This is a genomic window from Duganella guangzhouensis (assembly GCF_009674535.1).
GTDB classification, from domain to species: Bacteria; Pseudomonadota; Gammaproteobacteria; order Burkholderiales; family Burkholderiaceae_D; genus Rugamonas; species Rugamonas guangzhouensis.
Genome location: NZ_WKJK01000023.1, coordinates 1 through 22,477, shown reverse-complemented (window position 1 = coordinate 22,477; position 22,477 = coordinate 1). Strand labels below are relative to the sequence as shown.

The following is a 22,477-nucleotide window of genomic DNA, read 5'->3' as shown; positions in this document are numbered from 1 at the left end:
GGTCGCGGCTTTTTCTATTAGCCGTGAGAAATTGATAGATTGATTAACTTAGTTGCATGTTATCATTCTTTACATCTGTAAATTTAAGTAAAGAAACATGGCGGGATATAAAGGAACTTCGGGCGACGACATTTTGGTGGGCAGCAACGGCAACGATACGTTGCAGGGCCTCAGTGGCAATGACACGCTCATCGGCGGTGCCGGTGCTGACCTCCTCGATGGCGGCGAGGGCGACGATCTATTCTCTGCCAACGAACAAACTGGCGCCGACACCATGCTCGGCGGTGCCGGTAACGACACCTTCAACCTGGAATTCAACTATGGTCCCTTGCTCGACACCGTGGTCAAAATCGATGCGGGTGCGGGCGATGACACGTTCAATCTGACCTTTGGCTCATCGAAGACAGCAACGCCGCCGACCGTCACCGGAGGCGCCGGGGTTGATACCTATGCCGTCCGCTCCAACGGCGTCAGTTACATCGCGATGACGATCACCGATTTCGCCGCCGGTGCCGGCGGTGATCGTATCGATTTGCACAGCATTTACCTAGAACACGCCAATATCTACGGCACCAACTACAACGGCTACAACGGCGGCAATCCGTTCGCTAGCGGCGAGTTGAAGCTGGTTCAGATCGGGGCAGACACTGCGGTACAGGGGCTGCCGTATTCAGACAACACCGTGTCCACCATCCTGTTGTTGAAAAACGTGAAGGCCGCTAGCCTGACCAGCGCCAACTTCGTCGGTGGTTGGGCACCCGACGGCAGCGCCATCACAGGCGTCAACCAGAGCGCCACCGCCGCCACGCCGCAGTCCTATTACGGGACATCCTTCAATGACACGCTAAGTGGCAACGGCGCTGATAATCGCTTTTACGGCGATGGTGGTGACGACCTGATCGCTGGCGGCGACGGCAATGAAGAGTTACATGGCGGCTATGGCAACGACAGCTTGCATGGCGGCGCCGGCAACGACACCCTTTACGGCGACCAGGGCAACAATCTGTTCGACGGCGGGGATGGCAATGATGTGTTCTACACCACAATGACCAGCGGCAGCCACGATACCATGCTCGGTGGCGAAGGTGACGATCTGTTCATCGCCTACGGCACGGCGCAAGCCAGCGGCGGCGGCGGCCAAGACGTGTATCGGCCCATGCCTGGCAACAACTACGACGACGTGCTGTCGGCCAAGCTGACCGTTACCGACTTTACCGCAGGCGAAGGCGGTGATCAGGTCGATCTCATGCCGCTATTGAATAGCCTATACGTCCACTATCAGGGCGGCAATCCGTTCAGCCCCGCCAATGGATTTGTTCGGCTGATCCAGTCCGGTGCAGACACTTTGGTACAGGTCGACATCGATGGCCCGAGCGGTCGCAATATAGGCTTCGTCACCGTGCTGACCCTGCAAAACGTCGAAGCCAACAAACTGACCAGCGACAATTTTGTCGACCACTTGGCGCCCGACGGCTCCGCAATGCGTGGGCTGGTAGCGGTTGCCAATGGCGGTCCGTTGCATGGCACCAGCTTTGACGATGAATTGACAGGTGCCGCTGGCGGGGGCAGCGAGCTGTTCGGCGACGGTGGCGCCGACCTGTTGCAGGCGGGCTCCTCCTCCTCCGGCAGCCGAGGTGACAATCTCAGCGGCGGCGATGGCAACGACACCTTGAACGGAGCTGCAGGTAATGACACGCTGCGCGGCGATAGTGGCGACGACACGCTCAGCGGTGGCGACGGTGATGATGACCTCGATGGCGGCGACGGCAACGATCTGCTCCTGGGCGGCGCCGGCAACGATACCCTCCACATCGCCAACACCTACGGCAATGGCAACAAAATCGCGTTCGGTGGTGATGGCGACGACTGGTTCAGCTACGGGCCGACTGCTGCCAACGCAACGTCCGTGCTCACCGGCGGCGCCGGCCGCGACGTCTACCAGCCAGTTGCCCGCAGCTATTATCCCGGCGCGCTAAGTTCGGCGGACGTCACCGTCACCGACTTTGCGGTTGGCGCAGGCGGCGATCAAATCGATTTGAGCAAAATCTTACTGACCACCGGGTTCACTAAAGGGAATCCCTTCCAGGAAGAACTCCCCTACGCTCGCCTGGTGCAAGCAGGTGCCGACACGCTGCTCCAACTCTGCATCAACAACCCCACATGGTCCGACACTCCCTACTACACCGTGCTACGGCTGCAAAACGTCGACAAGAACAGTCTGACTAGCGACAACTTTGTCGGCAACATCAGGCCCGACGGCACCGGCGTACCCGGAATCAACGCCACCACCGCCACCGTGACGTTCCACGTCTTGAATGGCACTGGTTACGACGATACTCTCAGCGGCGTCAACGGTGGCGATGCGCTGTACGGCAATGGCGGCGCGGATCTGCTACGCGCTGGCGACGGGAGCGGCGACAGCCTGAACGGAGGTAGCGGCCGCGACACGCTGATCGGCGGCGCTGGCAAGGATTCACTGTATGGCGGCACAGGCAATGATTTGCTGCAAGGTGGCGCCGGTAACGACACCCTGAGCGGCGGCAGCGGCAACGACCTGCTGCAAGGCGAGGCTGGCGACGATACCTTCTACCTGACCGACGAGGAGGCGGCAGACAGCGACACGCTAGACGGCGGCGACGGCAACGATATCTTCATCCTCTATCGCGGCGGCACCGCCCCGAAGCTTCTCACCGGAGGCGCCGGCAGCGATGTTTACCGTCCGTTGGCCGATTATCCCGACAGCTCCAGCGCTGCGTCCAGTGGCGGCATCCACGTGCGCGATTTCTCCATTGGTGACGGCGACAAGATTGACTTGGGCAGCGCACTGGTCGGCAGGACGGCGTGGACCGGCGGCAATCCGTTCGCCTCCGGCGCCGCCTACGTGCGCCTGGTGCAAAACGGTGCCGACACCCTGCTACAGCTCAGCAGCGATGGCAAGTCCGGCTACATGACCGTGCTCACGCTGGACAATGTCCAGGCCAACAGTCTGACCAGCGCGAACTTTGTCGATGGCTTGAAACCAGACGGCTCGCCGCTCAGCGGACTTGATCTGCATGCCAGCGGCCCTGATCAAGCGCTGCAAGGCAGCCGGTATAACGATACGCTGACGGGCAGCAGTGGCGTCAATACACTGGTTGGCGGCGGGGGCGACGACTTGTTACAGGCGGGTAGTGGCGACGATACCGGCCACGGCGATGCCCTCTACGGCGGCAATGGCAACGATACCCTGATCGGCGGCGCCGGCAACGACAGGCTGAACGGTGATAGCGGCAGCAACTTGCTGCAAGGTGGCGCCGGCAACGACACCCTGTTCGGCAACGCCGAGGGCCTGAATGACACCTTTGAAGGTGGCGCCGGCAATGATCAGTTCGACCTGCGCGCCGGCCAAGTCGGCCACGCCAGCGTGGCCGATGGCGGCAGCGGCGACGATCACTTCCTGGTCTACCTGAGCGGCACCGGCTGCAATGCCGTACTCACCGGTGGCGATGGTCGCGACACCTACGAACTCAGCTCCTTCTACGGGGTCACCGGGTATGTGGACATCCGTGATTTCCAGGCCGGCGACGGCGGTGACATCATCGACATCAGCCATCTGATGGACTGGGCAATCTGGTGGGGTTATTACGACGGTGGCAACCCAATTGATCTTGGTATCTTGCGTTTAGTACAACAGGGCACCGACGTGCTGCTGCAGTTCAATAACCTCCATGTGTACGACAGCTTCGTGAACACAGTCGCCATCTTGCGCAATGTGCAGGTAGGCGACCTGACCGCGCAGAACATGCCAGGTGCCAATCCCAAAGGCGGCACGGTGCCCGGGCTGCTAATCGAGGGCACCAATGGCAACGATAAGCTGATCGGCGGCTACTTCAATGACACGATCAGCGGCGGCGATGGTGACGACACAATGGAAGGTGGGGTCGGCGACGACACGCTATCGGGTGGCAACGGTAACGACATTCTCGGTGACGTGGCTGGAAGCGGTCTGATGCAGGGCGGTGCCGGCAACGACACCTTGTATGCGGCCTTCCATGGCGATAACGTCACCATGCTCGGCGACGACGGCGACGATACCTTCGTCATCGACCAGCCCATTGCGTCACAGGGAGGCACGGTCCGCATCGAAGGAGGCGCCGGCAACGACAGTATCCTGGTGACCATCGACACATTCGGTGGCGGCCAACTGTTGGCCAGCGGCGGCGCTGGCCGCGACACCTATGCCTTTGCGGATGGACTGGTCAACGCCAACTACCACGTTACCGACTTTAGTGCCGGCGCCGGTGGCGATCTGTTGGACTTGCACCAGCTATACCAGAGCCGCGGCCTGAGCGGCCAGCAAACACTGGACGCCATCGCCAGCGGCTACTTGCGGCTGGTGCAGCAAGGCAGTGCCGTGCTGGTTCAGTTCGACCCGGATGGCAACGGCCGAGAGCAGGCATACACGCTGGTCACGCTGGATAATGTGAAACTCAGCGCCATCACCAACGCTAATCTCGCAGGCATCACGACCGCCCCGGGTGAATACTACGGCAGCCTTGGCGCAGATCAGCTATATGGGTTTGATATCGACGAGCGCTTTGAAGCCGGCGCTGGCGACGACACCCTGGTCGGCGGCGGCGGCGCCGACACGCTGATCGGCGGCACCGGCGACGACGTCTACGTGATCACTGATCAACGCGCCATCATCGTCGAGCAGGCAAAAGGCGGCACCGACACCGTGCAGACCGCGCTGGCTAGTTACACGCTGGGCGTCAATGTCGAGGCGCTGCAATACACGGGCTCCGACGCCTTCCGCGGCACCGGAAACAGCGCCGCCAATCTGATCAGCGGCAATCGCGGGGACGACACGCTGGACGGCGGCGGTGGCGGCGACACTCTGAGTGGCGGGGACGGTAACGACACCTACATTTTGCGCAGCAGTGCCGACCGTGTCGTCGAGGCTGCTGACCAAGGGATGGATCTGGTCCGGGTAGCCTACACGGCCGCCGGTACCTACCTATTGAACGACAACGTCGAAGCAGCCATAGTGATGTCCGCTGCCGGCACTGCCGTCAACCTGACCGGCAACGCCCTCGACAACAATCTGACCGGTAATGCCGCCGCCAACATTCTGCTTGGTGGCGCAGGCAACGATACGCTGGACGGCGGCGCCGGCGCGGATAAAATGAGCGGCAACAGCGGCGACGACACCTATCTGGTCGACAATGCCGGCGATGTGGTCACGGAATTGAGCGGCGAGGGCCACGACACGGTGCTCACAGCGCTGGCCAAGTATACGCTGAGTGCTAACGTCGAAAATCTTGTCTATACCGGTAAAGCAAACTTTACCGGCAACGGCAACGAACTGGCCAACGAGATCAGCGGTGCCTATGGCAACGACTCCCTTAGCGGTGGCAGCGGCGATGACACCCTATACGGCATGGGCGGCGCTGACACAATAGACGGTGGCGACGGCACTGATACGCTGGTCCTGCTGGGCTATCAGGACTCCTACGATCTGAGCCGCAGCGGCGGTAAACTCTATCTGTCCCACATCTATAACGACGAGCGTCTGACCTTGACCAATATCGAAAATCTGGTCTTCACAGACGGCAGCAAAACCGTGGCCGAGCTCATCCTCAATCAAGTCAGTGACAGTGATGACTACCTGACCGGCACTGACGGCAACGACATACTGAACGGCCTCGCCGGCAATGACACCATGCTCGGCGGCCGGGGTGATGACCGCTACATCCTCGACAACGGCAAGGACGTCATCAAGGAAAACAACAACGAAGGCACGGACACCGCCGAACTGGCATTCAAGGTTGCTGGTAACTACACGCTGGATGACAACGTTGAAAACGCCGTCGTGACGGCAGCCACCACTGTGGCAGTCAATATCACCGGCAATGCCCTTGACAACATCCTGACCGGCAACGGCGCGGCCAACAGTCTGACTGGTGGCGCTGGGAATGACACACTGGACGGTGGTGCGGGCGCGGACAAGCTCGTTGGCGGCACTGGTGATGACCTATATTACGTCGACAACAGCGGCGACAGCGTCACCGAAGCGGCCGGCGAAGGCACGGACAGCGTGCGCACCACGCTGTCCAGCTACACGCTGACCGCCAACGTGGAAAACCTCAAAGGGCCGGCCACCGGCAATTTCAGCGGCACCGGCAACGCGCTGGCCAACCTGATCGAAGGCGGCGCTGGCAACGACACGCTGTCCGGCCTGGCCGGCAACGACACGCTGCGCGGCGGCGCCGGCAACGACTCGCTGCTGGGTGGCGATGGCGACGATCTGCTCGATGGCGGCATCGGCGCCAACATCCTCGACGGCGGCGCAGGTAATGATACCGTGACCGCGCTGGGTGACTTTGCCGACTACAAGATCACCCGCCCGAACGCCACCGACACCGTGCTGGTCAACACCATCACCGGCGAGAGCCTGACCCTGCGCAATGTCGAATACGTCGGCTTCAACGGCGACCTGAAGGCCATCGCCGATGTGCAGCTGAACATCCGCAGCGTCGGTAATGACAATCTGAGCGGCACCAGCGGCGCCGATACGCTGGACGGCGGCACTGGTGCCGACACTCTGACCGGCGGCCAGGGCAACGACACCTATGTGGTGGACGACGCCGGCGACGTCGTCATCGAAGCCGCCGGCGAAGGCACGGACACGGTGCAGCTGGCCTACACCAAAGCCCTCACCTACACGCTGGCGGCCAACGTAGAGAACGCGAGCGTGACGGCTGCCGCCTCGGTGGCAGTCAACCTCACCGGCAACGCGCTGGACAATCTGCTGACCGGCAACGCTGCCGCCAACACACTAATCGGCAACGCCGGCAACGATACGCTGGACGGCGGCACCGGCGCCGACAAGCTCAGCGGCGGCCTGGGCGACGATGTCTACAAGGTCGACAACGCCGGTGACACCGTCACCGAACTGGACGGACAGGGCAACGACCGCGTCGACACCTCACTCACCAAATACACGCTGAGCGCCTTCGTTGAAAACCTGGTCTACACCGGCGGCGTCGCCTTTGCCGGCACCGGCAACGCCCTGGCCAACGCCATCACCGGCGGCAACGGTAACGACACGCTGAGCGGCCTGGCCGGCGACGACACGCTCAACGGCGGCACCGGTAACGATTCGCTGCTGGGCGGCGACGGCGCCGACGTGCTGAACGCCGGCAGCGGCATCGATGTGGTGGACGGCGGCAACGGCAACGATACGCTCAAACTGGCCGGCAACTTCGCCGACTATGCGCGCAGCCGTCCGAACGCCACCGACGTGGTGCTGGTCAACACCATCACCCACGAAAGCATCACCGCGCGCAACGTCGAGCAATTCCAGTTTGCCGATGGCGCGCTGGGACTGAACGATGTGGTGCTCAACACCGCCAGCATCGGCAACGATAACCTGAACGGCGGCGATACCAATGACACCATCGATGGCGGCGCCGGCGCCGACACCATGGCCGGTGGCGATGGCGACGACACTTACGTAGTCGACCAGGCCGGCGACCTGGTGATCGAAAACAGCAACGAAGGCACGGACACGGTCAATGTCGCCGCCACCAAAGCCCTGACCTACACGCTGGCCGACAACGTCGAAAACGGCGTGGTCACGGCCAGCAGCAGTGTCGTAGTCAACCTGATCGGCAACGCGCTGGACAACATCCTGACCGGCAACGCCGCCGCCAACACGCTCAACGGCAGCGCCGGCAACGACACGCTGGACGGCGGAACCGGGGCCGACAAACTGATCGGCGGTAGCGGCGACGACACCTATTATGTCGACAATACCGGCGATGCCATCACCGAACTGGCCGGCGGCGGCCATGACAGCGTCATCGTCAAGGGCATCGCCAGCTACACGCTGGCGGCGGAAGTGGATGATCTGAGCTTCAACGGCAGCAGCGCCTTCACCGGCAGCGGCAACGCGCTGGCCAACGTCATCAGCGGCGGTAGCGGTAATGACGTGCTGAGCGGTCTGGCCGGCAACGATACCTTGGTGGGCAACGCCGGCAACGACAAACTGCTGGGTGGCGACGGTAACGACCTGCTCATCGGTGGCGATGGCGCCGACACGCTCACCGGCGGTGCCGGCAGCGATACGTTCGTGCTAGCCTCCAAAACCGGCATCGATACCGTCACCGACTTCGTCAGCGGTATCGACAAGCTGGCGCTGAACCAGACGCTGTTCGATATCGGCAACCACGACCTGCTGCTGGACAACGCGGTAGTGAAAGCCGGCGCCGGCGGTTTCGGCAACGACGCGGAACTGGTGATCCTGACCCAGAACGTGGCCACGCTGAACGCCAACACGGCCGCCGCCGCGATCGGCTCGGCCAGCGGCGCCTACACGGCCGGCGACAAGGTACTGTTCGCGCTCCACAGCGGCAACAACACCACGCTGTACTTGTTCACCGCCGCCGCCGATGATGCGGTGGTCAGTGCCGGCGAGCTAACCCAGCTGGTCACGCTGACCGGCACACCCGCCACAACGGCGGCGGATTACCAGCTGATCTAACGAAAACGCCACCTTGAAGGTGGCGTTTTCGTTAGTCTGCCGCTTGCTCGGCCTCGGCCGGCCAGTCGCGGATATAGGCTTTCAGCATGCGGTTCTCGAAGCTTTGCGCTTCCAGCACCGCGCGCGCCACGTCGTAGAACGAGATCACGCCGAGGATGGTCTTGGCGTTCATTACCGGCAGGTAGCGGGCATGTTTCTCCAGCATGATGCGGCGCACTTCGTTGACGTCGGTATCCGGCGTCACCGTGATCGGGTGATCTTCCATGTGCTTGCGCACCGTGCCGGCGCCAACATTACCGTTGTTCTCGTGCAGCGCGCGCAGCACTTCACGGAAGGTCAGCATGCCCACCAGATCGCCAAATTCCATGACGACCAGCGAGCCGATGTCCTTCTCGGCCATGGTATTGGCGGCGTCCGCCAGAGGTTGATCGGGGGAGATGGTGTAAAGGATGGAGCCTTTAACCTGGAGAATTTCGGAGACTTTCATGTTGGCCGTCCTGTCCGCTGATATAAGCTCGGTGAATGGGAGTTCTAATTGTTCTAGCCTTGTAGCGAATGTAGCGTATGCCCGGCAAAAAAGCCAGCGCTACGAATAAGCAAAACACAACATTCTGTGTCGCACTGTTGCCACGCCGCGATTAGGGGTAGCATTCTCGCAGAAAGGAGTCTCATATGCTACTCACCGTACAGGGAGCGGAAGTCTGGTGCGACACCGGCGACCAGGACTTCGATCCGACCCGCCCCACCGTGGTGTTCATCCATGGCGCGCTGAACGATCATTCCGTGTGGACGGCGCAAAGCCGCCACTTCGCCGCCCAAGGCTATGGCGTGCTGGCGTTGGACCTGCCCGGTCACGGCCAAAGTGCCGGCCCGGCCAAAACCAGCGTGCCGGCCATGGCCGAATGGCTGTTGGCGCTGCTCGATGCGGCCGGCGTGCAACAGGCCGCGCTGGTCGGCCACAGCATGGGCTCGTTGATCGCGCTGGAAACGGCCGGGACGGCGCCGCGCCGGGTCAGCCATCTGGCCATGATCGGCACCGCGTTCCCGATGCGGGTGGCCGACACGCTGCTGGAAATGGCCCGCAACGACGAGCCGCGCGCGATCGGCATGGTGGCCAAGTGGTCGCATACGCCAGGCCACGCCTCGCTGGATGAGTTGAGGGAACTGATGTTGCGGCTGGCACAGCAGAATCCAGAACATCTGCTGCATACCGATCTGGTGGCCTGCAACAGCTATGACCACGGCGGCGTGGCGGCCAAAGCCCTGCGCTGCCCTGCCCTGATCATCTTCGGCGCCGGCGATGTGATGACGCCGCCCAACGCGGCCCGCTCGCTGATCGACGATATCGTCCACGCTCACACGCTGACGCTGGAAGGCGGCCACGCGCTGATGGCCGAGCAATCGGGGCCGATTATCGCCGCATTGGCGAACTTTATCGGCAATCGATAGGGCCGAAGTGTTCGGCCAGGGTCTTGCCGAGGCCGGCTTCGACCGCAGTTTCCACCGAGCGCGCCAGCAGCGCGGCATCACGCGCGGCCTGCTGGTCGCGCTCGTCGTCGCCATCTGCCACCACGCCGGCGTTGACCGGCATGCCGGCAAACACGAACAGCCGGTAGACATCGGCCAGCGTCAGCTTGTCCATATTGGCCAGGATGACCCAATGGTCGGCGCCGTCGCTGACGCGTTTGCCCCACTGAACCCGCTTCGGCGCCGGCACCGGCACCCGGCCGACCCAGCCTTCGGCCATCATGCGCTCCAGCAGATTATCCATTTCATCGAATCCGAGGCGGGTGCGGCTGCGGATCTGGCCAGCGCTGACCAGGGCCGTGTCGCCGCATTTGCAGGCCACGTGCAGCACCTTGAGGATGGCCATGGCGTCGACAAACTCGCCACCCGGCTGCGCCTCGTGCCACCAGCGTTCATATTTCACCACTGGCAGCGCGGCCACCAGCAAGGCGCCAAACAAGGTAATCAGCCAGGACAAATAAACCCACAGCAGGAATAGCGGCACCGCCGCCAACGCGCCGTAAATCTTGGAATAGGTCGGAAACTGGGTGATGAAGATGGCGAAACCGCGCTTGGCCAGCTCGAACGCCAGGCCGGCCACCAGCCCGCCCCAGGCCGCGTCATGCCAGTCGACATCACGGTTCGGCACCGCGATGTACAGCAGTGTGAAGCTGGCCGTGGTCAGCGCCAGCGACACCAGCGTGTAAATCAGCGCGCCCAGCACCGGCACATGGCCAACCAGGTCGCTGGTGGCCATGAACACCTGCGACGACATCGTCAGCGAGACGCCGATAAACAACGGACCGACGGTAATCAGCGCCCAGTAGACCAGGATGCGCCGGCTCCAGGAGCGCGCGCCGCGCACCCGCCAGATGCGGTTGAACACGCGCTCGATCAGATTCATCATCGCAATCGAGGTCACAATCAGCGCCACCGCGCCCACCGCCGACAGCCGCGTGGCCTTGGAGGCGAACATGGTCAGGTAGTTGAGGATGGTGCTGGAAATCGACTTCGGCATCACGCTCTGCACGAAATACGCTTCGAGCGACTGACGGAAGGTGGTGAACATCGGGAAGGTGGTGAAGATCGCCAGCGCGATGGTCAGCAGCGGCACCAGCGCAAACACGGTGGTGAAGGTCAGGCTGCCGGCCACTTGCGGCAGGCTTTCTTCGCGCAGGCGGCGGCGCGCAAACAGAAACAGGTCGCGCACTTCGAGCCAGGACAGCGAACGCACAGTCTGGACGGCGCCGCGGCAGCTGCGGAACAGGTAAAGGTACAGCGGTCTTAGGTATTTTTCGTACATATCTGACAATCGTGACATGGTCGCAATCATACCATCCGCCAAAGCGCCCTATAATACCGGTGATGAATCCTTCCAATCTGACTATTCTTGTTCTGTTTTATTCGCGCCATGGCGCCACCCGCAAGCTGGCGGAGTTGATCGCCCAGGGTATCGAGAGTGTGCCGGGCTGCGATGCGCGCCTGCGCACGGTGCCGGCGGTGTCCAGCGTGGCCGAGGCCACCGAGCCAGAGGTGCCGGCCGACGGCGCCCCCTATGTCGAACCCGAGGATCTGGCCGAATGCGCCGGCATCGCGGTCGGCTCGCCTACCCGCTTTGGCAATATGGCTTCGGCCATGAAGTATTTTTGGGACGGTACCGCCAGTCAGTGGCTGTCCGGCGCGCTGGCGGGCAAGCCGGCCTGCGTGTTCACCTCCACCGGCAGCCTGCACGGCGGCCAGGAATCGACACTGCTGTCGATGATGATCCCGCTGTTCCACCACGGCCTGATGGTGCTTGGCCTGCCCTACACCCATCCTGAACTGATGACCACTTCCAGCGGCGGCACGCCTTACGGTGCCAGTCACTGGGCGGGACTGGACGGCAAGAAGAGCATCACGGAAGATGAGAAACGGCTGGCCATCGCGCTCGGCAAGCGATTGGCGGAGACGGCGGTCAAACTAAAGGAATAAGCGCCATGGAAACCACAATGCAAAAGTATTTTCACTGGGGCGCGATCGGCAGCCTGGTGACGCTGATCGTTTGGTGTGTGTTGTGGGAGATGGTGCTGGCGCCCTTGAAACCAGGCGGTTCCTGGCTGGTGCTGAAGGCGGCGCCGCTACTGCTGCCGCTGTACGGGGTCTGGAAGCGTGACATCTACACGCTGCAATGGACTTCGATGATGATACTGCTGTACTTCACCGAAGGCGTGGTGCGCGGCTGGAGCGATATCGGCAGCCTGTCTTCGTGGCTGGGCTGGGGCGAGGCGGCGGTGGTGTGCGTCTACTTTGTGTGCGCGGTGCTGTATCTGCGTCCCTACAAGCGCGCCGCCAAGAAGATGGCGCGCGAGCTGCTGGACAAGGTAAAGGTCAACACAGTCAAATGACGGATTTTCTTTCGCAGTGCCGCGCGATTGTCGGCGCGGCGCATGTTCTGGACACGCCGGCCGAGATGGCGTCCTTCCTCACCGATCAGCGCGGACGTTATACCGGCAAGGCGGTGGCGGTGCTGCGTCCCGGTTCGGTGGACGAGGTAGCGGCGCTGGTGCGCGCCTGCGCCGAGCATCGGGTGGCGCTGGTGCCACAGGGCGGCAACACTGGCCTGGTGCTGGGCAGCGTGCCGGATACCAGCGGCCGGCAGGTGCTGCTGTCGCTGGCGCGCCTCAACCGCGTCCGCAAAATTGACCCCATCAACCGCACCATGACGGTGGATGCCGGCTGCATCCTGCAGCATATTCAGGAAGCGGCGGCGGCCGAGGGCTGCCTGTTTCCGCTATCGCTGGCGGCCGAGGGCAGTTGCACCATCGGCGGCAATCTGTCCACCAATGCCGGCGGCACCGGCGTTCTGCGCTACGGGAATACGCGCGAGCTGTGTCTCGGGCTGGAGGTGGTGACGCCGCAGGGCGAGATCTGGAGCGGCTTGCGCGGTCTGCGCAAGGATAATACTGGCTACGATTTGCGTGATCTGTTCATCGGCGCCGAGGGCACGTTGGGCGTAATCACCGGCGCGGTGCTGAAGTTGTATCCGCAGCCGAAAGCCAGCATCACGGCGCTGGCGGCGCTGGAGTCGCCTTCAGATGCGCTGCAGTTGCTGGTGCTGATGCAGGATCATTGCGGCGCCAGCCTGACTGGCTTTGAGCTGATGTCGCGCTATTGTCTGGAGCTGGTGGCGCAGCAGTTCCCTGCCCTGCCCAAGCCCTTTGCGCAGCCGCACCCGCAGTACGTGCTGCTGGAATTGTCGAGCAGCGAATCGGAGCAGCATGCGGTGGGCTTGCTGGAGCAGGCGATCGGCGCGGCGCTGGAGCGCGGCGTGATTCAGGATGCGGTGGTGGCGTCGTCGGTGGCGCAATCGGCTGGGCTGTGGCAGCTGCGCGAGCATATCTCGCCGGCGCAGGCCAAGGCCGGCAAGAATCTCAAGCACGATATTTCGCTGCCGGTGTCCTGCATCGCGGACTTCATCGAAGTGACCGGACCGAAGCTGGATGCGGCTTTCCCCGGCTGCCAATTGGTGTGCTTCGGCCATCTGGGCGACGGCAACCTGCATTACAACGTCGCGCCGCCGCCTGGCATCTCGAATGAGGAATTCCTGGCGAATCAGGACCGGGTCAGCCGCGTGGTGTACGACAGCGTGGAAAGTTTCAACGGTTCGATTTCGGCGGAACACGGCATCGGCGCGCTGAAGCGCGATGAGCTGGTGCACTACAAGTCGGCGGTGGAACTCAACATGATGCGAGCCATCAAAGCGGCATTGGACCCGCTGGGTATTATGAATCCCGGTAAAATCCTTTGAACGAGGCCGAGATGAAAACCCTGCTAGTTGTGCTGCTGTGGTCCGCCGCAGCGGTGGCGTATGCGCAAGCCGTCTACAAATGCACGGTGGATGGCAAAGTCAGTTACGGCGATGTGCCCTGCCCCAACGGCGCCGCAGCCGCAACGCTGGACGCACCCACCGCGCCAGCACCCGATCCCGCCACCGGCGCCACGCTGCGCCGTCAACAGAAACAGGCCGATACACTGAGCAAAGCGCGACTCAAGCGCGAAGAGCGGGAGGAACGTGAAGCGGCGCGGGTGTCGCAGGCGGCCGCCGTTCAGCGCAAAAAGTGCGACAAACTCAAACTGCAAAAGCGCTGGGCAGATGAAGATGCCCGCCGCGCCACCGGTCAGGCCACCGAAGCCGCCCGCCTGCGCGCCCATCGCGCCGGCGAAGCCATGGCGCTGGAGTGTCCCCGCTGATGTCCGACCGCACGCCCGCGCCGCCAGCCACGCCGCAGCCGTCCCTGGGCTCGCCGGCGTCCGCCGCAGCGCGCGCAAGCGGGCCAGCACCGGCGGGCGCGCCCGAGCCGGCGTCGATGGCGCGCTTGTCGCGTTGGCTGTTGCTGGGCGAGTGGCGCGCGCATCCGGTGCGGACGTTGGTGGCGGTGGCCGCCATCGCGGTTGGCATCTCACTCGGCTTTGCCATCCATCTGATTAACGCCGCCGCGTTCAATGAATTCTCGGCTGCCGTCAAGGGACTGTCCGGCGTGGCCGACATCCAGGTGCGCGGCACCGAAGCCTTCTTCGACGAAGCCATTTATCCCCGCCTGGCTCAGCGCGACGGCGTGGCGGTGGCTTCGCCGGTGCTGGAGTTCGACGCCTCCATCCCCGGTCAGCGCAGCGCCCTCAAAGTCATCGGCACCGACGCCCTGCGCGCCGTCTTCATCTCACAGGAGCTGGTCGGACAGCCGGAAGCCGGTAATCTGGGCGACATCGTCGCCGACGACGCCGTATTCCTGTCACCCGCCGCCACGCAATGGCTGCAGCCTGCAGCCAACCGCATCACCGTGCAGGTCGGCGTCAAACAGCTGCAATTGCGCGTGGCCGGCGCCGTGCCCGCCGCCCGCGCCGGCCAGCGCCTCGCCATCATGGACATCGGCGCCGCCCAGTGGCGCTTCGAAAAACTCGGCCAACTATCCCGCATCGACTTCAAACTACGCGATGGCGTCAACCGTGAAGCCTTCAAGACCCAGCTGGAACAGGAACTGCAACGCGACTACCCCGGCCGCTTCCGCGTCAATCAACCCAACGACGAAGACCAGACCAGCCGCAACGAAGGCATGAGCCGCGCCTACCGCGTCAACCTCACCGTGCTGGCACTGGTGGCGTTGTTCACCGGCGCCTTCCTGGTGTTCTCCACACAGGCGCTGTCCGTAATCCGCCGCCGCAGCCAGTTCGCCCTGCTGCGCGTGCTGGGTCTTGACCGCCGCCAGCTAATGCGCCAGATCCTGCTCGAAGGACTCTGCCTCGGCATCATCGGCTCGGGCATCGGCATCGCCGCCGGCTACGGCCTGGCCGCCACCGCGCTGCACTTCATGGGCGCCGACCTCGGCGCAGGCTTCTTCTCCGGCGTGCGCCCGCAAGTCCAGTTCACGCCACTGGCCGCCGCCATCTACTTCGCGCTGGGCGTCGCCGTCGCGCTGCTGGGCTGCGCCGCACCAGCACTGGACGCGGCCCGCGCCAAGCCAGCCATCGCCCTCAAATCCGGCACCGAGGAAGCGGCCATGTCACGCCTGTCGCGCGCGTGGCCGTCGCTGGCCTGCATGGCGCTGGCCGCGCTGCTGTCGCAGGCACCGCCGGTGTTTGAGCTGCCGCTGTTCGGCTACCTGTCGATCGCGCTGCTGCTGATCGGCGCCATCGGCCTGATGCCACGCCTAGCCGGCACAGTGTTCCGCCTCGCCCACCAGCGCTGGAGCGCCGCCACCGCCGACAGGCCCGACGCCTCCGCCGTAGTCACCCTGACGCTGGCACGCCTAGCCAACGCCTCCAGCCAGGCCGGCATCGCGCTGGGCGGCGTGCTGTCCAGTTTCAGCCTGATGGTGGCGATGGCAATCATGGTCGCCAGCTTCCGCGTATCACTTGACGACTGGCTGCAGCACGTGCTGCCAGCCGATATCTACATCAGCAGCGCCAGCGCCGGTGCCACCGCCAGCCTGCGGCCGCAGGAACAAGCCATACTGGCCGCGCTACCCGGCGTCGATCACGCCGACTTCCTCAGCACCCACGCGCTGTCGCTGGCGCCGGACCGCCCCGCCGTCGCGCTGATGGCACGCAGCGTCGATGCCGCCGCGCCTGAGCGCACGCTCGCCATCGTCGGCGCCGCACACACACCGGCCGCCGGTGCGCCACCACCCGTCTGGATATCCGAAGCGATGGTGGATTTGTACGGCATGCGGCTCGGCCAGCGCATCACGCTACCGCTGAACGGCCAGCAGCATGCATTCGAAGTGGCCGGCGTGTGGCGCGATTACGCACGTTCCACCGGCACCATCCAGATGCGCCTCAGCGACTACCGTGCCATCACCGGCCAGCAGAATGTCAGCGGCGTCGCACTCACGCTCAAGCCGGGCGCAAAAGCCGAAGACACGCTGGCTGCGTTCCGCCGCCTGCCCTTCGCCGCCGCACTGGAGGCCAGCGAACCATCGCAAATCCGCGCCATGAGCATGAAAATATTCGACCGCAGCTTCGCCATCACCTACCTGCTGGAAGCGATCGCCATCGTCATCGGCCTGTTCGGCGTGGCCGCCACCTTCTCGGCGCAAACGCTGGCGCGGGCACGCGAATTCGGCATGCTGCGCCATGTCGGCGTCACCCGCCGCCAGGTGCTGAGCATTCTCGCCATCGAAGGCGGCTCGCTCACCGCGCTCGGCATCGCCACCGGCTTTGTGCTGGGATGGGTCATCAGCCTGATACTGGTCTTCGTCGTCAACCCGCAGTCGTTCCACTGGACCATGCAACTGCACCTGCCATGGCCGCTGTTGGCCAGCGTGGCCGGATTGCTGCTGGCCGCCGCCGCGCTGACCGCGTTGCTGTCCGGCCGTCAGGCGCTATCCGGCGGACCAATACGCGCCGTCCGGGAGGATTGGTGATGTTACGCCGCCTGTGCGCCCTCCTGACACTGGCCGCGATGCTGCTGGCCATGCCGGCGATCGCCGTCGCACCCACGTTCGCGCCAGTCGTCCCGCTACCGCCTGGCGCCGCGCTGTCCGTCCCTAAAGACTATGGCGCGCATCCGGACTTTAAAACCGAATGGTGGTACGTCACTGGCTGGCTCAATACGCCGGACGGCAAACCGCTCGGCTTCCAGGTGACCTTCTTCCGCAGCGCCACCACCCACGACCGCGCCAATCCCAGCCAGTTCGCGCCAAAACAGCTGATCGTCGGCCACGCCGCAGTATCCGATCCGGCCAACGGCAAGCTGCTGCACGACCAGCGCAGCGCGCGCGAAGGCTTCGGCCTGTCCTACGCCAAAATCGGCGACACCGACGTCAAACTGGAAGACTGGCATATGGTGCGCGCCGCCGACGGCAGCTACCGCGTGCACGTCGACGGCGCCCAGTTCAAATTCGACATCAAGTTGGCACCTTCACAAGCCGTGCTGCCGGAGGATGATCGTGGCTACTCGCGCAAGGGACCGCGCCCCGGCCAGGCCAGCTACTACTACAGCGAACCGCAGCTGCAAGTTAGCGGAAATATCACACGCAACGGCCGCCCGGTCGCGGTCAGCGGCACCGCATGGCTGGATCACGAATGGTTCAGCGAATACGTCGATCCCGACGCCAGCGGCTGGGATTGGGTCGGCGCCAACCTGGCCGACGGCGGCGCCCTGATGGCTTTCCAGATCCGCAGCAAGACAGGTGCTAAACTATGGGCCCACGCGACATGGCGCGACGCATCCGGTAAGATCACACAGTTTTCGCCGGATCAGGTTCGATTTACCCCGCAAAGGCGGTGGCGATCGCCCCGCACCAACGCCGAGTACCCCGTTGCGACCCAGCTCACCACCGGCAACGCCGTGTGGGACATCGTGCCGTTACAAGACGATCAGGAGCTGGATTCGCGGCGCTCGACCGGAGCCGTGTACTGGGAAGGCGCCGTCACGCTGACACGCGACGGCAAGCCGGCCGGCCACGCCTATCTGGAACTGACCGGCTATGTCGATGCAATAAAACTGTAACAACAACGTCAAACAAGATATTTAGTTAGGTAGCCAGCTACACAATGACCAACAGCACCACCGCCAGCACGCCATCCGCCGTCGCCCCCAGCACCGCACGGGAACTCAAAAAAGGCAGCCTCGCCACGCTGCGCGGCCTGACGCCGTTCCTGGCGCCGTACAAGCGCCAGTTCGCCATGGCCGGGGTGGCGCTGGTGGTAGCCGCCGCCGCCACGCTGGCGATTCCGGCCGCCTTCAAGCAGATGATCGACCTTGGTTTCGGCGGCGCCGGCACCAAAAGCATCCAGCACGTGGACGTGGTGTTCCTGGCGCTGTTCGGCCTGGCCACCATTCTGGCGCTCGCCACGGCGGCGCGCTTCTACACCGTGTCCTGGCTGGGCGAGCGCGTGGTGGCCGACATCCGCAGCGCGGTTTACAACCACGTGGTGACGCAGTCGCCGGAATTCTTCGAAACCACGCAGACCGGCGAAGTCCTGTCGCGCATCACCACCGACACCACGCTGATTCAATCCGTGGTCGGCACCAGCATCTCTATGGCGCTGCGTAACGTGCTGCTGTTTATCGGCGGCCTGGCGATGCTGTTCGTGACCAGCGCCAAGCTGTCCTCCATCATCATCGGACTACTGATCCTGACCGTGCTGCCGATCGTGATGTACGGTCGCCGCGTGCGCAAGCTGTCGCGCGATTCGCAGGATCGTGTGGCCGACGCTTCGGCCATGGCCGGCGAAATCCTCAACGCCATGCCAACCGTGCAAGCCTTCACCCACGAAAAGCTGGAAGCGCAACGCTTCGGCGGCTCGGTGGAAGGCGCGTTCCAGACCGCGATGCGCCGCATCCGCGCCCGCGCCGTGTTGACCATGCTGGCGATTTTGCTGGTGTTCGGCGCCATCGTGTTCGTGCTGTGGCTGGGCGCGCACGCCGTGCTGTCGGGCCAGATGACCGGTGGTGATCTCGGCCAGTTCATTCTGTATGCGTCCATCGTGGCCGGCGCCATTGGCGCGTTGTCGGAGGTGATGGGCGAGGCACAGCGCGCCGCCGGCGCCACCGAGCGCCTGCTGGAGCTGATGTCGGTGAAATCGAAGATCCAATCGCCGGCGCAACCACTTCCACTGCCGCCGCGCGCCGCCAACGGCGCGGCGCTGAGCCTCAACGACGTGGTGTTCTCGTATCCGTCGCGGCCAGAAACCAACTCGCTGGACCACGTGGCGCTGGACATCAAGCCGGGTGAAACCGTCGCCGTGGTTGGCCCTTCGGGTGCCGGCAAGACCACGCTGTTCCAGCTGTTCCTGCGCTTCTACGATCCGCAAAGCGGCAGCATCAAGCTGGATGGCGTCGACATCACTCAGCTGGACCTGCACACGCTGCGCGACGCCATCGGCATCGTGCCGCAAGATACCGTGATCTTCTCGGCCAACGCGATGGAAAACATCCGCTACGGCCGTGCCGACGCCACCGATGAGGAAGTGATCGCCGCCGCCAGACTGGCCGCCGCCCACGAATTCATCGAGCGCCTGCCACAGGGCTATCAATCCTTCCTGGGCGAGCGTGGTGTGCGCCTGTCCGGCGGTCAGCGCCAACGCATCGCCATCGCGCGCGCGCTGCTGAAAAACCCGCCACTGCTGCTGCTGGACGAAGCCACCAGCGCGCTGGACGCAGAATCGGAACGCCTGGTACAAAAGGCATTGGAAGCGGCCATGGTCGGCCGTACCACCGTCATCATCGCGCACCGCCTGGCGACGGTACAGCGCGCGGACCGCATCATTGTGATGGAAGACGGTAAAATCGTCGAAACCGGCACCCATGCTTCGCTAGTGGCGCTGGGCGGCATTTACGCCAATCTGGCGGCGCTGCAGTTCCATCACGTGCACGTGGAGCATTGAGCGTATCTTCGAGAGGACGCCATGACAGACGCTGAACTGAAACAAAGCTGCCGCCATCACCTGCCCGGCCACCGTCAGCCGTCGCCGGCCGAGCTGTTTTCGGCCATGGGCGACTGGTGCGCGGCGCGCGACGTGCTGCACGACGTCTACGGCAACGGCGCGCTGATCCAGGAATTTGAGCAGAAAGTAGCGCGCCTGCTGGGTTTCGAGGCGGCGCTGTTCTGCATCACCGGCACCATGACGCAGGCCACCGCGCTGCGCATCGCGTGCGCGGAGCGCGGCAGCAAGCTGGTGGCGCTGCATCCCACCTCGCACATTCTGAAGCATGAACGCGGCAATCATCAGCTGTTCGATCATTTTCAGGCGCTGCAGATCGGTGATCCGCATCGTCCCTGGACGCTGGATGAGCTGAAGGGAATTCCCGACCAGTTGGGCGCCGTCGCGCTGGAACTGCCGGCGCGCGAGATCGGCGGCCAGTGCCCAAGCTGGGATGAGCTGAGCGCCATCAAGGACTACTGCCGCAAACAAGGCATTCACCTGCACATGGATGGCGCGCGGCTGTGGGAAACCGCTGCGGCGTACGGCCGTCCCGCCGTCGAGATTGCGGCCGGTTTCGACAGCGTCTACGTCTCGCTGTACAAAGGCATAGGCGGCATGGGTGGCGCGATGCTGGCCGGCAGCGCGGCGTTTGTCGCCAAGGCGCAGGAGTGGTATCGCCGCCAGGGCGGCAATGTCTATCAGCGCACGCCGTATGTCGTCGCTGCGGCGATGCAGTTCGACGCCCGACTGGCGGCGATGCCGGACTACTTCAAGCGCACGCAGTGGCTGTACCAGGTGCTGCGCGAGTATCCGCTGCTGGTGCCGAATCCGGCGCAGCCGCAGGCCAATATGCTGCATCTGCATTTGCCGGTGAGCCGCGAGCGCGCGCTGCAGATCCGCAACCGCATCGCCGAGCAGCATAGCGTGTGGCTGTTCAATGGCGCCAATCATGCGGCGCTGCCGGGACGCAGCTTCGTTGAGCTGTATATCGGCGACCATCTGCTACATCTGCCTGACCAGCGCGTGCGCGAGATTCTGACCCTGTGGTCGGACGCGCTGGCCAACTAATTCCGCGCAAGCCGGGCAAACCGGCTACACTGCGCCCTCTTTTGTTTGACTGAATACACCATGACCTTCCACGCTCTCGGCTTGATCGATCCTTTATTGCGCACGCTGGACGCGCTGGGCTACAAGCAGCCCACGCCAGTCCAGAAGCAAGCCATTCCCGCCGTGCTGGCGGGCCGTGACGTGATGGCGGCAGCGCAGACCGGCACCGGCAAGACCGCCGGCTTTGCATTGCCGATTCTGCAGCGTTTGACGCTGGACGGCGTGACCGGACCGCTGGCGGTACGCGCGCTGGTGCTGGTGCCGACGCGCGAACTGGCGGAGCAGGTATTCGAGAGCTTCCGCAGCTATGGTGGCAATCTACCGCTGCGTAGCGCTGTGGCTTACGGCGGCGTGGATATCGCGCCGCAGATCGCCAAGCTGCGCAAGGGTCTCGACGTACTGGTGGCGACGCCGGGCCGTCTGATCGATCTGCACGATCAGGGTGTGATCAGTTTCGAACTGCTGCAAACGCTGGTGCTGGACGAGGCGGACCGCATGCTGGATCTTGGCTTTGAGCGCGATCTGGATATTCTGCTGGAGGCGCTGCCGAAGCAGCGTCAAACGCTGATGTTCTCGGCCACGTTCTCGGACGAGATCCGCAAGCTGGCCAAGGGCATGCTAAAGGATCCGGTGTCGATTCAGGTGGCGGCGGCCAATACCGCCACCAAGACCGTCAAGCAGTGGCTGGTGACGACTGACAAACGGCGCAAGCCGGAGCTGTTCCTGCATCTACTGAACAAGCTGGGTTGGTCGCAGGCGCTGGTGTTCGTCAAGACGCGCAAGGGTGCGGAGGCGCTGGTCAAGGAACTGCAGCAGCATGGGCTGACGGCGGACGCCATCCATGGCGACAAGACGCAGCCGGCACGCCTGCGCGCGCTGGATCGTTTCAAGCGCAAGGAAGTGCAGCTGCTGATCGCCACCGACGTGGCGGCGCGCGGGCTGGATATTGAAGCGCTGCCGCTGGTGGTGAACTTCGATTTGCCGACGGTGGCGGAGGATTATATTCACCGCATCGGCCGTACTGGCCGCGCTGGCATGAGCGGTGAAGCGGTGTCGCTGGTATGCGCCGACGAGGTTGACATCCTGCGTGAGATCGAAACGCTGATACGCCAGGTTGTGCCGCGCTTTGAGGAAGCCGGTTTCGAGGCCGATCATCGCGTGCCGGAGACTGCGCCCAAGGGCAGCGCGCAACCTGCGCAGAAGATTGCGGCTCCCGGTGGCGCAGGCAAGGCAGCCGGCAAAGCCAAACGCCCGGCCGCCACGCCAGTCAGCGCCAAGCAGCCAGCAAAAGTGGAAGCCCGCCCTGCCGGCGGCAATGAATCGCTGGGCACCTACATCCCGCCAGAGAAGCCGGCCAAGTCCTCCGGCGGGGGACGCGCGGCGGGTGGCGCGGCGGGTGGCGCGGCGCGCGGCGATGGCGGCGGGCGCGGTGCG

At 63.8% G+C, this 22,477-nt stretch carries 13 protein-coding genes; 11 read left to right on the top strand and 2 right to left on the bottom strand.

Annotation, left to right across the window (positions count from 1 at the left end; all coding sequences use genetic code 11):
• Positions 1-97 precede the first annotated feature (97 nt).
• The gene (locus GJ699_RS34810; protein ID WP_308495543.1) at positions 98-8,524 is read left to right on the top strand and encodes a beta strand repeat-containing protein; all 8,427 of its coding nucleotides are present in this window, start codon (positions 98-100) and stop codon (positions 8,522-8,524) included.
• A gap of 31 nt (positions 8,525-8,555) precedes the next feature.
• On the opposite strand, the gene GJ699_RS29485 is transcribed toward GJ699_RS34810, so the two are convergent.
• Positions 8,556-9,011, bottom strand: coding sequence for a CBS domain-containing protein (locus GJ699_RS29485; RefSeq protein WP_154383007.1), 456 nt, complete (start codon positions 9,009-9,011; stop codon positions 8,556-8,558).
• 185 nt (positions 9,012-9,196) lie between these two features.
• Between GJ699_RS29485 and GJ699_RS29480 the strand changes: the two genes are divergently transcribed.
• The gene (locus GJ699_RS29480; RefSeq protein WP_154383006.1) at positions 9,197-9,973 is read left to right on the top strand and encodes an alpha/beta fold hydrolase; all 777 of its coding nucleotides are present in this window, start codon (positions 9,197-9,199) and stop codon (positions 9,971-9,973) included.
• Here GJ699_RS29480 and GJ699_RS29475 read toward each other — a convergent pair.
• The gene (locus GJ699_RS29475) at positions 9,957-11,333 is read right to left on the bottom strand and encodes a YihY family inner membrane protein (protein ID WP_154383063.1); all 1,377 of its coding nucleotides are present in this window, start codon (positions 11,331-11,333) and stop codon (positions 9,957-9,959) included. The genes GJ699_RS29480 and GJ699_RS29475 overlap by 17 nt on opposite strands.
• A gap of 62 nt (positions 11,334-11,395) precedes the next feature.
• Here GJ699_RS29475 and wrbA point away from each other — a divergent pair, with 62 nt between their 5' ends.
• The 9 genes from wrbA to GJ699_RS29430 form a co-directional block, all read left to right on the top strand.
• A complete protein-coding gene (gene wrbA, locus GJ699_RS29470) occupies positions 11,396-12,001 on the top strand; it encodes an NAD(P)H:quinone oxidoreductase (protein WP_154383005.1) in 606 nt (201 codons plus the stop codon).
• 5 nt (positions 12,002-12,006) lie between these two features.
• A complete protein-coding gene (locus tag GJ699_RS29465) occupies positions 12,007-12,414 on the top strand; it encodes a DUF2069 domain-containing protein (RefSeq protein WP_154383004.1) in 408 nt (135 codons plus the stop codon).
• Positions 12,411-13,817, top strand: coding sequence for an FAD-binding oxidoreductase (locus GJ699_RS29460; protein ID WP_154383003.1), 1,407 nt, complete (start codon positions 12,411-12,413; stop codon positions 13,815-13,817). Before GJ699_RS29465 ends, GJ699_RS29460 begins: the two co-directional genes overlap by 4 nt.
• A gap of 11 nt (positions 13,818-13,828) precedes the next feature.
• On the top strand, positions 13,829-14,260 hold the full coding sequence (locus tag GJ699_RS29455) for a DUF4124 domain-containing protein (RefSeq protein WP_154383002.1): 432 nt from the start codon (positions 13,829-13,831) through the stop codon (positions 14,258-14,260).
• Between the two features lie 116 nt (positions 14,261-14,376).
• On the top strand, positions 14,377-16,929 hold the full coding sequence (locus GJ699_RS29450) for an FtsX-like permease family protein (protein WP_154383062.1): 2,553 nt from the start codon (positions 14,377-14,379) through the stop codon (positions 16,927-16,929).
• Positions 16,929-18,017 carry a lipocalin-like domain-containing protein gene (locus GJ699_RS29445; RefSeq protein WP_154383001.1) on the top strand — a complete coding sequence of 363 codons (1,089 nt, stop codon included), beginning with the start codon at positions 16,929-16,931 and terminating at the stop codon, positions 18,015-18,017. Before GJ699_RS29450 ends, GJ699_RS29445 begins: the two co-directional genes overlap by 1 nt.
• A gap of 44 nt (positions 18,018-18,061) precedes the next feature.
• The gene (locus tag GJ699_RS29440) at positions 18,062-19,897 is read left to right on the top strand and encodes an ABC transporter transmembrane domain-containing protein (RefSeq protein ID WP_154383000.1); all 1,836 of its coding nucleotides are present in this window, start codon (positions 18,062-18,064) and stop codon (positions 19,895-19,897) included.
• A gap of 21 nt (positions 19,898-19,918) precedes the next feature.
• Entirely contained in the window at positions 19,919-21,004 is a 1,086-nt protein-coding gene (locus GJ699_RS29435) for a threonine aldolase family protein (protein ID WP_154382999.1), read from the top strand.
• Between the two features lie 60 nt (positions 21,005-21,064).
• Positions 21,065-22,477: DEAD/DEAH box helicase (locus GJ699_RS29430; protein WP_154382998.1), on the top strand; the 1,413-nt coding region annotated here is incomplete at its 3' end.

Excerpts from the sequence above, each read along its gene's own strand:
- GJ699_RS34810 (WP_308495543.1), top strand. The coding sequence starts at position 98 with ATGGCGGGATATAAAGGAACTTCGGGCGACGACATTTTGGTGGGCAGC.
- GJ699_RS29485 (WP_154383007.1), bottom strand. The coding sequence starts at position 9,011 with ATGAAAGTCTCCGAAATTCTCCAGGTTAAAGGCTCCATCCTTTACACC.
- GJ699_RS29480 (WP_154383006.1), top strand. The coding sequence starts at position 9,197 with ATGCTACTCACCGTACAGGGAGCGGAAGTCTGGTGCGACACCGGCGAC.
- GJ699_RS29475 (WP_154383063.1), bottom strand. The coding sequence starts at position 11,333 with ATGTACGAAAAATACCTAAGACCGCTGTACCTTTACCTGTTCCGCAGC.
- wrbA (WP_154383005.1), top strand. The coding sequence starts at position 11,396 with ATGAATCCTTCCAATCTGACTATTCTTGTTCTGTTTTATTCGCGCCAT.
- GJ699_RS29465 (WP_154383004.1), top strand. The coding sequence starts at position 12,007 with ATGGAAACCACAATGCAAAAGTATTTTCACTGGGGCGCGATCGGCAGC.
- GJ699_RS29460 (WP_154383003.1), top strand. The coding sequence starts at position 12,411 with ATGACGGATTTTCTTTCGCAGTGCCGCGCGATTGTCGGCGCGGCGCAT.
- GJ699_RS29455 (WP_154383002.1), top strand. The coding sequence starts at position 13,829 with ATGAAAACCCTGCTAGTTGTGCTGCTGTGGTCCGCCGCAGCGGTGGCG.
- GJ699_RS29450 (WP_154383062.1), top strand. The coding sequence starts at position 14,377 with ATGGCGCGCTTGTCGCGTTGGCTGTTGCTGGGCGAGTGGCGCGCGCAT.
- GJ699_RS29445 (WP_154383001.1), top strand. The coding sequence starts at position 16,929 with ATGTTACGCCGCCTGTGCGCCCTCCTGACACTGGCCGCGATGCTGCTG.
- GJ699_RS29440 (WP_154383000.1), top strand. The coding sequence starts at position 18,062 with ATGACCAACAGCACCACCGCCAGCACGCCATCCGCCGTCGCCCCCAGC.
- GJ699_RS29435 (WP_154382999.1), top strand. The coding sequence starts at position 19,919 with ATGACAGACGCTGAACTGAAACAAAGCTGCCGCCATCACCTGCCCGGC.